This window comes from Candidatus Pelagibacter sp. HIMB1542 (assembly GCF_052047835.1).
Lineage (GTDB): Bacteria > Pseudomonadota > Alphaproteobacteria > Pelagibacterales > Pelagibacteraceae > Pelagibacter.
Genome location: NZ_JBNAJB010000001.1, coordinates 732991 through 747841, shown reverse-complemented (window position 1 = coordinate 747841; position 14851 = coordinate 732991). Strand labels below are relative to the sequence as shown.

The window sequence follows — 14851 nt, the reverse complement described above, 5'->3', positions numbered from 1 at the left end:
GATAACAATTACCAAAATTACAAAGAAGAAATTAATAAAATTAATCAAAGAATTAAGGAGTATCTTTGAAAACAATAAAATTTACTCAAAACTTGAAAAATTAAATTCTCAAATGTTGGATGCCAATTTTTGGCAAGATAAAGATAATTCAAAAAAAGTTATAAAAGAGAAAAAACTCTACGAAGATTTAGTAAATTCTTTAAATCAGTCTATCCAAAAATTAAATGATTTTGATGATTTGAATGAGCTTGCATTAGTGGAAAACAATCTAGCGGTTCAGGAAGAAACTTTACAAAATATTAAGGATTTAAAAAAAGAGGTAAAAAAAAATGAAATCAAATGTTTTTTGTCAGACGAAGCAGATTCATTAGATTGCTATATAGAAATACATGCAGGCGCTGGAGGGACTGAAAGTCAAGATTGGGCAGATATGTTGAGAAGGATGTATTTGAAGTGGTCTGATAAAAAAAGTTTTACATCAAATTTAATTAGTGAGCATAAAGGAGATGAAGCTGGTATTAAATCAGCAACGATAAAAATTGAAGGTGATTATGTATTTGGTTGGTTGAAAAAAGAATCAGGCATTCATCGTTTGGTTAGAATTTCTCCATTTGACTCAGGAGCAAGAAGGCACACAAGTTTTGCAAGTGTCTGGATTTACCCAGTAGTGGATGAAAATATAAATATTGAGATTTTAGAGAAAGATTTGAGAATAGATACTTATAGATCAAGTGGTGCTGGTGGACAGCATGTAAATACAACTGATAGCGCTGTAAGAATTACTCACATTCCATCTAAAATAGTAGTCCAATGTCAAAATGAAAGATCGCAACATAAAAATAAAGAAACTTGTATGAATATGTTAAAAGCAAGATTGTATGATTTTGAAATTAAAAAAAGAGAAGAGGAGAATCAAAGTACAGAGAACAGTAAATCAGAAATTGGTTGGGGGCATCAAATAAGATCATATGTTTTGCAACCTTATAGATTGGTAAAAGATAACAGAACAAATTTTGAAAGCACAAGTCCAGATAAAATTCTTGATGGAGAATTAGATGATTTTTTAGAACAATCTCTTTACAAAATTAAATGAAAATAAATATTTTTAAATACTTTTTATTATTACTAGGATTTTTAATATCACTAATATTTTATTTAAGCATTGTTGGAATAGAAACAAACAAATTTAATCAGCAAATAAAAGACACAGTTGTTCAAAGTAATAAGAATTTGGATGTATCTTTAAAAAAAGTAAAATTAATTCTTGATCCTTTTAAACTTAAAATAAATGCAAAAACTATTGGCGCAAACATCTATTATGCAAATAGACCACTTGAACTTGAATACATAAAAACTCAAGTATCACTCGATTCTATCTTTAAAAATAAATTAGTTTCCTCTAATTTTGAGGTGGCAACAAAGTCAATATTATTAAAGGATTTTGTTAAATTTATAAGAGCCACAAGTAACAAACCAGAATTATTAATTTTGGAAACTTTCATTAAAAAAGGACATGTAATTTTAGATCTAAATCTTAACTTAGATCAAAATGGAAAAATTAAAAATGATTACAAAATCAAAGGATTATTGAAAGATGGAAAATTTAAATTTTTTAATGGACTAGATTTTAATAATATTAATTTTTTATTTAATATAGAAAAAGACAAATATTTATTTGAAGATATTAAATTTGCATCAGATCAAATTGATTTTTCATCTAAATTATTAAAAGTTAACAAAAAGAACAATAATCATTACGTTGAAGGTAAGATTCAAAATTCTGAGGCAGTTTTATCAGATAATTTAATTAATATATTAAATTTAAATTTAAATAACTTTAATTTAAAAAATACTAAGTTTAGTTCTGAGAATATTTTTAATTTTGAAATAACTAATAAATTTAAATTAACTAATTTAAAAATAGACTCTGATATAAATTTTAAAAAAGTTATTTATGATAATAATTTAATTCCAAATTATTTTTCAAATCAAAATAGTGAAATCTTATTAGATAATCATAAATTAAAATTAATTTATGAAAACAAAGCTCTTTTAGCTAATGGTTCAGGTGAATTTAAGTTAGATAATAAATTAAATAAAATTGAATACACTTTTAAAAGAGATCAAAATAACATTGAATTTGAAACTAATTTAAATATTAAAAAAGGGATATTAAAAAATCAAAAAATTATTAAGGAATATTTTCCACTCACAAAGGATCTTTTAAATATTGAAAATCATAAAATACACTTAAAGTATAAAAACAAAGATTTTATAATTAAAGGTGAAGGTAAAGTAAAACTTAATAAAGATTTTGATTATATTGAGTATTTTTACAGCAAAAATGATAAGGATTTTGAATTCATATCTGATATTAATTTAAAAAGTGTTGATTTAAAAAATCAAGAATTCTTAAAACAATTTTTCCCATCTACTAAAAAATATCTTAACCTTCAAAATCATAAACTCAATATAAAATATAAAAATGGTTCATTAACTCTTTCAGGTAATGGAAATATAAAAATTGATAAAAACTATGATGAAATAAATTACTTTGTTTTTAATGATAAAGAAAAAACCAATTTTGATTTAAAGTTAATTTTAAATCAAACAGATTTTGAAATTAAAAATTTAAATTATAAGAAAAATATAAATGAAAAAACAAATTTAGCAGTTGCTGGAACATTAAAAAGTTCAAAAAATTTAAATTTTGAAAATATAAACATCACAGATAATGAAAATAAAATTAAGATTAATAATTTAATATTAGATAAAGATTATTTAATAGATAGGTTTGATAAAATTGAATTTGATTATATTGATACTGAAAATAAAGAAAATCAGTTTATTATTCAGAGACAAAATGAAAATCATTATAAATTAAATGGATTGTTCTTAAACGCTAATTCAATTGTAACAAATTTACTTGAGAGTAAAAAAGAAAAAGAAAATAAAATTTTTAAGAATAATTTTAAATTGAACTTAAATCTGAATGAAATTTATATAGATGAAATTAATTTTGTTAAAAATTTACAAGGGTCAATTTTGATTAAAGATAACAAAGTTGTTGATGCAAATTTATCTGCAAATTTTGAAAATAATAAAAATATAATTTTTTCTATTGAAACAACTGATAACGGTGAAAAAATAACTAAACTTTATTCATCTAGAGCAAAACCATTAGTGAAAAGATATAAATTTATAAAAGGATTTGATGAAGGCAACTTGGATTTCATATCAACAAAAAAAAATGAAAAATCAGTATCAAATCTTAAAATTTATGACTTTAAGTTAAAAGAGGTACCAGCATTAACAAAACTTCTAACACTAGCTTCCCTACAAGGAATTGCTGATATTTTAACTGGAGAAGGAATAAGATTTGATGAGTTCGAGATGAAATTCAATAACCAGAAAAATCTAATGACAATAGATGAGCTCTATGCAATTGGCCCAGCTATTTCAATATTAATGAGTGGTTATGTGGAAGAAGAAAAATTGATAAGTCTAAGAGGTACTTTAGTACCAGCAACAACTATAAATAAAACAATAAGTAAAATTCCATTATTAGGAAAAATTTTAGTTGGTGATAAAACAGGAGAGGGTGTTTTTGGAGTAAGTTTTAAAATAAAAGGACCACCAAAAGATCTTCAAACCTCAGTAAACCCAATAAAAACATTAACTCCAAGATTTATAACTAGAAGTCTCGAAAAAATTAAAAGAAACTAACTTAATTTAATTTTAATGTGCCTTTTTTTACCTATAGAAAGCTTTAAATAATTTTCTGAAAATAGCTCCTGATTAATAATAACTTTTTCATCTGAAACTACAGCATCATTAATCTTAATAGCTTTACCCTTAATTAATCTTCTTATCTCACTTTTTGAATTTTCTAATTTAGATAAAATTATTAAGTCAATTATATTGATTTTATTTTCTAATTGTTTTGCTTCAATTGTAACGCTAGGTAAGTTAGAGCCTAAAGAATTTCCAGAAAATGCCTCTTTTGCTGCTTGCTCAGAATTTTGACTAGCATCTTCTCCATGTAACATAGCTGTGGCTTTGTTTGCTAATAATATTTTTAATTCATTAATATTTTTTTCCTCTAAAGCATTGATTTCACTTATTTCAACATCAGTAAACATTTTTAAAAATTTCATTACATCTCTGTCATCAACATTTCTCCAAAATTGCCAATAGTCATAAGCTGATAAATATTTTTCGTCTAACCAAATAGCACCGTTTTCAGTTTTTCCCATTTTTGCACCTGAGGCTAAAGTAATTAATGGTGTTGTTAATCCGTATGTTTGGTTATTAGAATATCTCTTAATAAGCTCGACACCGTTTACAATGTTTCCCCATTGATCGGAACCACCTATTTGCAGAACACATTTTTCTTTTTTATTCAATTCTAAAAAGTCGTAGGCTTGGAGTATCATGTAATTAAATTCCATATAACTAAGCGACTGTTCTCTTTCTAATCTTAGCTTTACACTATCAAATGTAAGCATTCTATTTATGGTAAAATGTTTTCCTATATCTCTTAGAAAAGAAATATAATTTAAATCTTTAAGCCAGTTGTAATTATTGACATATATAGGTTTTGTTTTTGGATCATCATTATCTAGAAATTTTTTTAGAATATTTTGAATATTTTTAATATTTTTTTCAATTTCACTTTCTTCTAAAATTTTTCTTGTCTTATCTTTTCCTGAGGGATCACCTATTCTTGTTGTACCCCCTCCTAACAATACAATTGGCTGATGTCCATTTTTTTGTAACAACCTCAAGCACATAATTTGCAATAAACTACCAACATGTAAACTTTCAGCAGTACAATCAAATCCTATGTAAGCTTTAATTTTTTCTTTATCTAATAAGTTAGATAAGTCTGCTTCACTTGTGCATTGATAGAAATATCCTCTATCTTTAAATTCTTTTAAAAATTTATTCATAAGACTATAGTTACTATATACAAATTTTTTTTAAAAATAATATCAATGAAAAAAAAATTATTTTCAGCTATGGGGTTAATGAGTGGCACATCCATGGATGGGATAGATGTTTCAATAATTAAATCTGATGGATATAACGAGGTAGAACTAATTTTGGATAAATACTTTGAGTACGATACTGATCTCTATAGGCAATTATCAACTTTGAGAGACAAAATTAAAAGTAGTGAAGATTTGATAAAATATTCTAAAGAATTGAGTAATTTAGAGAGGGCTTTAACCATTTTTCATGCTGAAAAAATTAGCAAAATTGTATTAAAAAATGGAATAGAAATTGATCTTATAGGTTTTCATGGACAAACAATTTTTCATAACCCTCAGATTAAAATTACTAAACAACTAGGTGATGGAAATTTATTATCTCAATTATTAAAAAAACCAGTTATTTATGATTTTAGACAAGCAGATATTGATAACAATGGTCAAGGAGCACCTCTAACACCAATTTACCACAGATTATTAGTTAACAATTTTTTAAATAAAGAAAAAGATATATCAGCTAAACCTATTTGCATTGTTAACATTGGAGGAATATCCAACGCTACAATAATAAATGATATATCCAATAATATAGAAAATGATTTGATTGCTTATGATATTGGTCCAGGCAATTGTTTGATAAATGAATGGATCAGGAATAATTCAAATTTTACCTTTGATAAAGATGGTAAGATTGCAAAATCTGGAAAAATTGATCAATTAATTCTAAATCAAGCAATAGATAATTTTAAAATTGAAACTTATTCAAAATCACTTGATGTAAAAGAATTTGATATATCTTTTGCAAGAGGTTTATCTTTAGAAGATGGGTGTTCAACAATTACAGAATTCACGGCATATTTGATTGCAGAAGGAATAAAATTTTTAAATAAAAATAATTCTAACAAATATTTATTTTGTGGGGGAGGTCGAAAGAACAAATTTTTGATTGAATCAATTATTAGAAATTCAAATTTAAATAAGAATAATTTTGATATGATAGATAATTTTCAGCTGAATGGAGATTATATCGAGTCTCAAGCGTTTGCTTATTTAGCAATCAGGTCTAAATTAAATTTACCAATTTCTTTCCCAAATACAACAAGATGTAATGCCCCGGTCATTGGAGGCAAGTTAGCAAATAATTATTAATATAAAGCTGTTTCTTTTTTTATATATTTATCCAAAGTTTTTGTTAAAGCGTCATCAGTTTTAGAAAAGAAATGATTTGCTTCAGTTATTGTTTGGAATTCAACTTTAATACCTTTTTGAGCGCTTAATCTTTTATCTAATTCAGTAATATATTCTACTGGCACTAATTCATCTTTTTTTCCATAAACAACCATCCCAGATGTTGGACATGGAGACAAAAAAGTAAAATCATAGACATTAGGTTGTGGAGATATGGCTATAAATCTATTTATTTCCGGTCTTCTCATAAGCAGCTGCATTGCAATCAAAGAACCAAAAGAAAATCCTGATACCCAACATTGCGAATTATCAAAATTTTCTCTTTCCAACCAATCTAGTGCTGCTGCAGCATCTGCCAGTTCACCTTGACCATTATCAAATTCTCCATCACTTTTCCCAACTCCTCTAAAGTTTACTCTACAAACTGAAAAATCATTTTCCATGAATGTATGAAATGTATCTACAACTACTTTATTATTCATAGTTCCCCCATACTGTGGATGAGGCTGTAGAACTAATGCAATAGGAGAAGTATTTTTTTTACTTTTATAATATTTAGCTTCTAATCTACCAGCAGGTCCAGGTATAAAAATTTCTAAAATTTTATTATCCATATATGCAATTGATTATTGTTCTCAAAAAAAAGGTACGTTTATCACAACTGAGCGACAAAATGGTAGTCTTTTTTTACTTTATAAACTTGACCATTTTAGTCGGGTATGTATAAAAACCCACATTTTAAGGGCAAAAATGAAACTAACATCAAAAGGAAGATATGCCGTAATGGCATTAGTAGATCTAGCAAGGTTTGATAATATCAATCCTGTATCATTAAGAGATATTTCTTTAAGACAAGGAATTTCATTAGATTTTTTAGAGCAAATATTTTCAAAACTTAAAAAAAATCAAATTGTGAAAAGTATTAGAGGTAATCAAGGAGGTTACATTTTATCAAAAGATCCAAGTGAAATAAAACTTACAAATATTTTCAATGCAGTAGATGAAAAAGTTAAAACTGTTCAGTGTAAAAAAGAATCTAAAAAAGGTTGTAATGGTAAAGCTACAAAATGTATTACACATAATTTATGGGATGAACTTGAGGTTCATATTAATACTTTCTTTGAAAATAAAAGCTTAAACGACTTATTAAAAATTAATAAAGAGACCAGAGTATAGTATGGATAGTAGACAGAAAGAAATAGATAGTTTGAAAGATTACAAATATGGTTTTTCAACAGATATAGAAAATACAAAAGCCCCTAAGGGTTTAAATGAGAATGTAATAAAATTTATCTCTAATATTAAAAAAGAGCCTCAATGGATGTTAGATTTTAGATTAAAAGCTTTTGAAAGATTTAAACAATTAAAAGAGCCTGATTGGCAGAAACCAAAATATCCTAAAATAGATTATCAGGATCTTTACTACTACTCAGCTCCCAAAAGTATGAAAGATAAACCAAAAAGTTTAGATGATCTTGATCCTAAATTATTAGAGACATATAAAAAATTAGGAATTCCTCTTCAAGAGCAAGCAAGATTAAATGGTATTGCTGTTGATGCAGTTTTCGATTCTGTTTCTGTTGCAACTACTTTTAAAGAAGAACTTACTAAGCAAGGAATTATATTTTGCTCGATGTCTGAAGCTATTCAAAAACATCCTGAATTAGTTAAAAAATATCTTGGATCAGTTATTCCTACAACTGATCATTTTTTTGCAACTCTTAATTCTGCAGTTTTTACTGATGGCTCATTTGTATACATTCCAGAAAATGTTAAATGTCCTATGGAACTGTCTACTTACTTTAGAATCAATGCATCAGAAACAGGACAATTTGAAAGAACATTAATCATAGCTGATAAAGGAAGTTATGTAAGCTACCTAGAAGGATGTACAGCTCCAATGAGAGATGAAAATCAATTGCATGCAGCTAATGTTGAATTAATTGCTCTTGATGATGCAGAAATAAAATATTCAACAGTTCAAAATTGGTATCCAGGGGATAAGGATGGAAAGGGCGGTATTTATAATTTTGTTACTAAAAGAGGATTATGCAAAGGTAAAAATTCCAAAATTTCTTGGACCCAAGTAGAAACTGGTTCAGCAATTACTTGGAAATATCCAAGTTGTATTTTGAAAGGCGATAATTCAGTAGGTGAGTTTTATTCTATAGCGATTACAAACAATCATCAAAAAGCTGACACTGGTACTAAAATGATACACTTAGGAAAAAACACAAAAAGTAAAATAATTTCAAAAGGAATTTCAGCAGGTAAATCAGATATGATGTACAGAGGATTAGTAGATATATCTTCAAAAGCTGATAATTCTAGAAACTTTACCCAATGTGACTCTTTATTGATGGGTAATAAATGTGGAGCTCATACAATTCCTTATATCAAGAACAAAAATCTTAAATCAAATATAGAACATGAAGCAACAACATCAAAAATAAGTGATGAACAGCTATATTACTGCAATCAAAGAGGATTAAACCAAGAAGAGGCAGTTAGTTTAATTGTAAACGGTTTTTGTAAAGAAGTTCTGCAGCAGCTACCAATGGAATTTGCAGTAGAAGCACAAAAACTTGTAGGTATTAGTTTAGAGGGGAGTGTGGGGTAGATGTTATCAATAGAAAATCTTAAAGCAAAGATTGATGAAAAAGAAATATTAAAAGGTTTAAATTTAGATATTAAACCAGGAGAAGTTCATGCAATTATGGGTCCAAACGGATCTGGAAAAAGTACATTATCAAATATTTTGTCAGGCAAAAAAGGTTACGAAATAAATGGTAAAGTTACATTTGATGGAGAAAATTTATTAGAATTAGAAACAGAAGAAAGAGCTCATAAGGGAATTTTTTTAGCGTTCCAATATCCAATGGAAATACCAGGTGTTAATACAAACACTTTTTTAAAAACATCAATAAATGCAATTAAAAAGGCTAGAGGCGAAAAGGAGCTAGACGCAATTGAATTTTTAAAATTAATAAAAGAAAAATCTGCAGAACTAAAATTTGATGAAAAAATTTTAAACCGACAACTTAATGTTGGATTTTCAGGTGGAGAAAAGAAAAAAAATGAAATTTTACAAATGTCCATCTTAAATCCAAAATTATCAATTCTAGATGAAACAGATTCAGGATTAGATATAGATGCTTTAAGGATAGTTTCAGAAGGAGTTAATTCACTAAGAAATAAAAACAATTCTTTTTTAATAATAACTCACTATCAAAGATTGTTAGATTATATCAAACCTGATTTTGTTCATGTTCTTAAAAATGGACAAATTATTAAATCAGGTGATTTTGAATTAGCAAAAGAATTAGAAAAAGTAGGTTATGAGGATTTTAATTAATGCAAAATGAACTTAAATTAAATTTTGATAAAATTATTAGTCTAAATAATTTTTCTGATAGTCAGAAAAAAATAAAACAAGAAAATTTTAATAATTATTTTGAAAAAGGTTTACCAAATAAAAGAAGTGAGGATTGGAAATTTTCAGATATAAATCAAATTATTTCAAAAAATTTTGATAATTTAAACTTTATTGTTGATCAAAAAAAAGTTTTTGAAGAAAAAGATTTTCCATTAGATTTTGAATATAATAAAATAAGTTTTGTTGATGGAAAATTATATGATTTTGATTTTAAACACGAAGACAAAGATAAAATCTTAGTTGATCAAAATTTAGACTTAGATGATACTATTTATCAAAATACTCTTTTAAATTTGAATTCAGCCTTTCTTACTAGTGTTTCGAAAATTACTATTAAAAAAGGTTGCTATGTTAAAAAACCATTGATTTTATTTAATTATTTAAGTGATGGTTTAAAATCTTCTGCAATTAATTCTAGAGTAGATATTAATTTAGAAGATGACAGTTCATTGTGTGTAGTTAATTTTTTAAATGAAAATTCTGAAAAAAATTTCATTAATTTTAGACAAAAAATTAAGATTGGAGATAATTCAATTTTAAAAAATTATAGTCTAGACTCAAATACTTCAGAAAATATAAAGTATTTCAACAAAGATATTAATTTGTCTAAAAATAGTCATTTAGAATATTTTATTTTATCTGAAGGATCTAAATTTATAAAACAAGATATAAATTGCAATCTAGATGATGAATATGGTTCTATTGCGTTAAATGGAATTATCAATTTAGAAAATGAAAAACATCATGAAATAAAAACTGTAATTAATCATAAAAAAGAAAATTCTAAAAGTTATCAATTAATTAAAAGTGTATTGAATGATAAATCAAAAGGTATTTATCAAGGTAAAATTTTTGTAAGTCCTGAAGCACAAAAAACAAATGGATACCAATTAAGTAGAGCTTTATTGTTAAATGAAAGTGTTGAATTTAATGCGAAACCAGAATTAGAAATATATGCAGACGATGTAAAATGCTCACATGGATCTACATCAGGAAATATTGATGAAAATTCAATTTTTTATTTAATGTCAAGAGGTCTCAGTTACTCAGAATCAAAAAAATTATTAACAAATGGTTTTCTTAACGAGGTAATTGAAAAAATTTCTAATGAAGATGTAAAAAAATTAGTTAAAAAATTATCAGGTATAAATGTATGAACATAGATCAAGTTAAAAAAGAATTTCCAATATTTGATGAGAAAATCCAAAATAATGATTTAGTTTACTTAGATAGTGCAAATTCATCACAAAAACCAAAAGTAGTGGTGGATAGAATTAATGAATTTTATACTAAACAATTTTCTAATGTTGGTAGAAGTGTTCATTATCTTGCGGTTGCTGCAACAAATTTATATGAAAATACTAGAACATCTGTTCAAAAATATATTAATGCTAAAGATAAAAATGAAATAGTATTTACCAAAGGTGCTACCGAAGCATTAAACCTTGTTGCAAATACATTGGGTCAAAATCATTTAAACGAAGCTGATGAAATATTAATTACCGAACTAGAACATCATTCGAATTATGTACCTTGGCATTTTTTAAGAAAATCTAAAAATATAAAAATTAATTTTGCAGAAATAAATGAAGAGGGAGAAATTACACTAGAAGAAATTGAAAAGAAAATTACTCCTAATACAAAAGTTATTTCAATTACTCATTTATCAAATGTGACTGGAGCAATATTACCAGTAAAAGAAATTACTGATTTAGCACATTCAAAAGGAATAATTGTTGTCGTAGATGGTTGTCAAGGAGCTCCTCATTTAAAGCTAGATATGCAAGACTTAGATTGTGATTTTTATGCAATTTCTTGTCATAAAATGTACGGCCCTACAGGACTAGGGGTTCTTTATGGTAAGAAAAAGTGGTTGGATGAACTTCCTCCTTACCAAGGCGGTGGCGGAATGATTAGAGAGGTTAAAAAAGATAGAATTACCTATGGTGATTTACCTAATAAATATGAAGCCGGAACTATGGCTACAGCGCAAGTTATTGCTTTTGATCAATCAATTAAATTTCTGGAGAGCGTAGGTATTGAAAATGTTATGAAACATGAAGCAGAATTAGTTGAGTATGGCCAAGAATTATTAAAAAAAAATAATTCAGTAAAATTGATTGGAAATCCAAAAAATAAAGGTGGAGTTTTGTCTTTCACTTTAGAAGGTGTGCATCCTCATGACATCGCAACAATTTTAGATGAAGACGGAGTTGCAATAAGAGCCGGTCATCATTGTTGTCAAATTTTACATGACAAACTCAATATACCAGCGAGCGCAAGAGCTTCCGTTGGAATATATAACACTAAAGAAGATTTAGATAAACTTAATGATGCAATAAATAACTGTAAGAAAATATTTAACTTAAAATGAATTTAAAAGAATTATACCAAGAAATAATTTTAGAGCATGGAAAAAATCCAAGAAATCTTCGTAAGACAGAGGATTTTAATAAAGATGCCAAAGGCAACAATCCACTGTGTGGTGATAACGTTCATGTCTATTTAAAATTAAATGGACAAAGAATTGTGGAAGATATTTCATTTGAAGGTAGTGGTTGTGCCATTTCTATGGCTTCTGCATCAATAATGACTGATTTAATTAAAGGTAAAAATGAAAATGAAGTAAAAGAGATTGTTGAAGATTTTTTGGGTATGATTAAAGAAAATCCTGAGCTTAAATCAGAAAATCTTGAAGAAGATGAAAAAACAAAACTAATGTGCTTATCTGGAGTAAAACAATATCCAATGAGAGTAAAGTGTGCCACACTATCTTGGCATACGCTAGTCTCAGCTTTTGATAATAAAACTGATGAGGTTAAAACAGAAAATTAATTATGTCGAAAAAAGATCAAATTATTGAAGAAATTAGAAAAATTTATGATCCTGAGTTACCAGTGAATATTTATGAACTAGGTTTGATTTATGATATAAAAGTTGAGGATGATAAATTTGCAAAAATTAAAATGACTTTGACTACTCCTAATTGTCCAGTTGCTGAAAGTTTACCTAAAGAAGTTAAAGATGGCGCAATGCAAGTTGACGGTATTGAGGACGTTGATCTTGAATTAGTTTGGGACCCACCTTGGAATAAGGATATGATGTCAGAAGCTGCAAAACTGGAGTTAAATTTATAATGAATCCAATTATTAAATTAAGTGATAATGCTGCGGAAAGAATTAAAGAAATTATGTCTAATGCAGAAAAAGACTCTTTAGGTGTAAGAGTTTCAGTTAAATCAGGAGGTTGTGCTGGCATGTCTTACGTCATGGAGTATACCAAAGAAGTAAATCCAAATGATGAAGTAATTGAGGAAAAAGGTGTGAAAGTATTTGTCGATTCTGCAGCTATTATGTATTTGCTTGGAACAGAAATGGATTACAAAAAAGAAGAGCTATCTTCTTCGTTTGTATTCAATAATCCCAACGAAACAGAAAGATGTGGATGCGGGGAATCCTTTAAAATCTAGCAAAAGTTGAATGTTCTCATTTAACGCATATCAGTATTGCATCATACGCATACCTAGTATATATATTTATGTATGAACAAATTTGAATTTAAAAATCTTGTTAAAAACCTAAAAGATACAATTAAAGAAAGAACTTTCTTTAAAGATTTACGTAAAGAAGTTGAGACCGGTGCAAACGGTACTCAAGATTACGTTGTTAAAAAAGGTATTAACAAAGATACAATTGCAACAACCAGACAGTAATTAAATATTAACTACTGTAATACATCTCAAACTCTACAGGATGAGGTGCGTGTTCAAATTTATGAATTTCCTCAAACTTAAGTGCTATATAAGCATCGATTTGGTCGTCAGTAAATACACCACCTTGAGTTAAAAACTCTCTATCCTTATCTAAACTTTCCATTGCTTCTCTTAAAGATCCACAAACGGTTGGTATAGCTTTTACTTCTTCTGGTGGCAATTCATATAAATCTTTATCAAAAGACTCACCTGGATGTATTTTATTTTTAATTCCATCAATACCTGCCATTAACATTGCTGCAAACGTTAGGTAAGGATTACCTGCTGCATCTGGAAATCTAATTTCACATCTTGCACCTTTTTTACTTAAAGTAATTGGAATTCTACATGATGCCGATCTGTTTCTTGCAGAGTAAGCTAATAATACTGGAGCTTCAAAACCAGGGATTAATCTTTTGTAACTATTTGTTGTAGAGTTAGCAAAAGCATTAATCGCTTTAGCATGTTTTAAAATTCCACCAATATAGTGTAATGCAGTTTCTGAAAGTCCTGCATATGCTTCACCTGAAAATACAGGAGTATCACCTTTCCAAATAGATTGGTGAATATGCATACCTGAACCATTATCACCTGCAACTGGTTTTGGCATGAAGGTTGCAGTTTTCCCAAATGAATGTGTTACCATTTGAACTACATACTTATAAAGTTGAACGTTATCTGCTTGGTCAACCAAAGTTCCAAAATACATACCAAGTTCATGTTGACTTGGAGCAACTTCATGGTGGTGTTTTTCAACTTTGATACCAACTTCTTTTAAGTTTTTTAAATATTCACCACGCATATCTTGCTCACTATCAACAGGTGGCACAGGAAAATAACCTCCTTTGATTTGAGGTCTATGACCCAAATTTCCATTTTCATATTCTTTACCTGAATTATATGGACCTTCTTTACTATCTATTTTAAATCCACTTTCATTCATATCATTTTTAATTCTTACATCATCAAAAACAAAAAATTCTGGCTCAGGTCCAAAAAACGCTTTATCACCAATACCTGATGATTTTAAATATTCCTCTGCTTTTTTTGCAACTCCTCTTGGATCTCTTTCGTAAGGATCTTTTTTGATTGCATCTAAAATATCACAGAACAAAACTACAGTATTATGAGACGTGAAAGGATCCATGAACATTCTTGCAGTATCAGGTTTTAAAATCATGTCAGATTCGTTAATTGCTTTCCATCCAGCAATAGATGAACCATCAAAAAACACTCCTTCATTAAGCATGTCAGCATCTACTATTGATGCATCCATAGTTAAATGTTGAAGTTTTCCTCTTGGATCAGTAAATCTTAGATCTACAAATTCTGCTTCTTTCTCTTTAATAAATTTTAAAACGTTTTCTGCACTCATTTTGTCTCCTATGTAATTTCGATGGAGCCTAATTAGCAAAAAAAAGTTAAAAAATAATGCTTATTTAATAAATAACACCTATGCATTTTTTACATAAGTAGTGTATC

The 14851-nt window shown here is 27.5% G+C and carries 15 protein-coding genes; 12 read left to right on the top strand and 3 right to left on the bottom strand.

The genetic code is table 11. The features are described 5' to 3' along the window. Position 1: 1 nt before the first annotated feature. Positions 2-1093, top strand: a complete 1092-nt coding sequence (gene prfB, locus ACTTBI_RS04115; RefSeq protein ID WP_440652764.1) for a peptide chain release factor 2 — start codon at positions 2-4, stop codon at positions 1091-1093. Continuing rightward, the gene (locus ACTTBI_RS04110) at positions 1090-3726 is read left to right on the top strand and encodes a hypothetical protein (protein WP_440652688.1); all 2637 of its coding nucleotides are present in this window, start codon (positions 1090-1092) and stop codon (positions 3724-3726) included. Before prfB ends, ACTTBI_RS04110 begins: the two co-directional genes overlap by 4 nt. Here the strand turns inward: ACTTBI_RS04110 and tyrS are convergent. Beyond that, a complete protein-coding gene (tyrS, locus tag ACTTBI_RS04105; protein WP_440652687.1) occupies positions 3723-4952 on the bottom strand; it encodes a tyrosine--tRNA ligase in 1230 nt (409 codons plus the stop codon). The two genes, ACTTBI_RS04110 and tyrS, sit on opposite strands and share 4 nt — an antisense overlap. 45 nt (positions 4953-4997) lie before the next feature. On the opposite strand from tyrS, the gene ACTTBI_RS04100 reads away from it, so the two are divergent. Continuing rightward, positions 4998-6143, top strand: a complete 1146-nt coding sequence (locus tag ACTTBI_RS04100; protein WP_440652685.1) for an anhydro-N-acetylmuramic acid kinase — start codon at positions 4998-5000, stop codon at positions 6141-6143. On the opposite strand, the gene ACTTBI_RS04095 is transcribed toward ACTTBI_RS04100, so the two are convergent. Then, positions 6140-6784 (bottom strand): alpha/beta hydrolase, encoded by a 645-nt coding sequence (locus ACTTBI_RS04095; protein ID WP_440652762.1) that lies wholly within the window; start codon positions 6782-6784, stop codon positions 6140-6142. The two genes, ACTTBI_RS04100 and ACTTBI_RS04095, sit on opposite strands and share 4 nt — an antisense overlap. Before the next feature lie 148 nt (positions 6785-6932). Between ACTTBI_RS04095 and ACTTBI_RS04090 the strand changes: the two genes are divergently transcribed. From ACTTBI_RS04090 to ACTTBI_RS04050, 9 genes are all read left to right on the top strand, one after another. Beyond that, positions 6933-7358, top strand: coding sequence for an Rrf2 family transcriptional regulator (locus ACTTBI_RS04090; protein WP_440652684.1), 426 nt, complete (start codon positions 6933-6935; stop codon positions 7356-7358). A 1-nt stretch (position 7359) separates the two neighbouring features. Further along, positions 7360-8802 carry a Fe-S cluster assembly protein SufB gene (gene sufB, locus ACTTBI_RS04085; protein ID WP_440652683.1) on the top strand — a complete coding sequence of 481 codons (1443 nt, stop codon included), beginning with the start codon at positions 7360-7362 and terminating at the stop codon, positions 8800-8802. Next, positions 8803-9537 carry a Fe-S cluster assembly ATPase SufC gene (sufC, locus tag ACTTBI_RS04080; protein ID WP_440618646.1) on the top strand — a complete coding sequence of 245 codons (735 nt, stop codon included), beginning with the start codon at positions 8803-8805 and terminating at the stop codon, positions 9535-9537. Next, positions 9537-10775: a Fe-S cluster assembly protein SufD gene (sufD, locus tag ACTTBI_RS04075; RefSeq protein WP_440652682.1), complete on the top strand. Its 1239-nt coding sequence runs from the start codon at positions 9537-9539 to the stop codon at positions 10773-10775. Before sufC ends, sufD begins: the two co-directional genes overlap by 1 nt. Further along, positions 10772-11992, top strand: a complete 1221-nt coding sequence (locus tag ACTTBI_RS04070) for an aminotransferase class V-fold PLP-dependent enzyme (protein ID WP_440652681.1) — start codon at positions 10772-10774, stop codon at positions 11990-11992. The genes sufD and ACTTBI_RS04070 overlap by 4 nt, the downstream gene beginning before the upstream one ends. Further along, positions 11989-12453 carry a Fe-S cluster assembly sulfur transfer protein SufU gene (gene sufU / locus ACTTBI_RS04065; RefSeq protein WP_440652679.1) on the top strand — a complete coding sequence of 155 codons (465 nt, stop codon included), beginning with the start codon at positions 11989-11991 and terminating at the stop codon, positions 12451-12453. Before ACTTBI_RS04070 ends, sufU begins: the two co-directional genes overlap by 4 nt. A 2-nt stretch (positions 12454-12455) precedes the next feature. Next, positions 12456-12755 (top strand): SUF system Fe-S cluster assembly protein, encoded by a 300-nt coding sequence (locus ACTTBI_RS04060; RefSeq protein WP_440652678.1) that lies wholly within the window; start codon positions 12456-12458, stop codon positions 12753-12755. Next, the gene (locus ACTTBI_RS04055; protein ID WP_075506524.1) at positions 12755-13087 is read left to right on the top strand and encodes a HesB/IscA family protein; all 333 of its coding nucleotides are present in this window, start codon (positions 12755-12757) and stop codon (positions 13085-13087) included. The genes ACTTBI_RS04060 and ACTTBI_RS04055 overlap by 1 nt, the downstream gene beginning before the upstream one ends. A 72-nt stretch (positions 13088-13159) precedes the next feature. Further along, positions 13160-13330 (top strand): hypothetical protein, encoded by a 171-nt coding sequence (locus tag ACTTBI_RS04050; protein ID WP_428080472.1) that lies wholly within the window; start codon positions 13160-13162, stop codon positions 13328-13330. Between the two features lie 7 nt (positions 13331-13337). On the opposite strand, the gene glnA is transcribed toward ACTTBI_RS04050, so the two are convergent. Further along, positions 13338-14744 (bottom strand): type I glutamate--ammonia ligase, encoded by a 1407-nt coding sequence (glnA, locus tag ACTTBI_RS04045; protein ID WP_440652676.1) that lies wholly within the window; start codon positions 14742-14744, stop codon positions 13338-13340. Positions 14745-14851: the final 107 nt, after the last annotated feature.

Bases quoted from the DNA above. Each gene is read 5' to 3' on its own strand.
- ACTTBI_RS04110 (WP_440652688.1), top strand. From the start codon at position 1,090: ATGAAAATAAATATTTTTAAATACTTTTTATTATTACTAGGATTTTTA.
- tyrS (WP_440652687.1), bottom strand. From the start codon at position 4,952: ATGAATAAATTTTTAAAAGAATTTAAAGATAGAGGATATTTCTATCAA.
- sufC (WP_440618646.1), top strand. From the start codon at position 8,803: ATGTTATCAATAGAAAATCTTAAAGCAAAGATTGATGAAAAAGAAATA.
- ACTTBI_RS04100 (WP_440652685.1), top strand. From the start codon at position 4,998: ATGAAAAAAAAATTATTTTCAGCTATGGGGTTAATGAGTGGCACATCC.
- ACTTBI_RS04055 (WP_075506524.1), top strand. From the start codon at position 12,755: ATGAATCCAATTATTAAATTAAGTGATAATGCTGCGGAAAGAATTAAA.
- ACTTBI_RS04050 (WP_428080472.1), top strand. From the start codon at position 13,160: ATGAACAAATTTGAATTTAAAAATCTTGTTAAAAACCTAAAAGATACA.
- sufU (WP_440652679.1), top strand. From the start codon at position 11,989: ATGAATTTAAAAGAATTATACCAAGAAATAATTTTAGAGCATGGAAAA.
- ACTTBI_RS04070 (WP_440652681.1), top strand. From the start codon at position 10,772: ATGAACATAGATCAAGTTAAAAAAGAATTTCCAATATTTGATGAGAAA.
- sufD (WP_440652682.1), top strand. From the start codon at position 9,537: ATGCAAAATGAACTTAAATTAAATTTTGATAAAATTATTAGTCTAAAT.
- ACTTBI_RS04090 (WP_440652684.1), top strand. From the start codon at position 6,933: ATGAAACTAACATCAAAAGGAAGATATGCCGTAATGGCATTAGTAGAT.
- ACTTBI_RS04060 (WP_440652678.1), top strand. From the start codon at position 12,456: ATGTCGAAAAAAGATCAAATTATTGAAGAAATTAGAAAAATTTATGAT.
- sufB (WP_440652683.1), top strand. From the start codon at position 7,360: ATGGATAGTAGACAGAAAGAAATAGATAGTTTGAAAGATTACAAATAT.
- glnA (WP_440652676.1), bottom strand. From the start codon at position 14,744: ATGAGTGCAGAAAACGTTTTAAAATTTATTAAAGAGAAAGAAGCAGAA.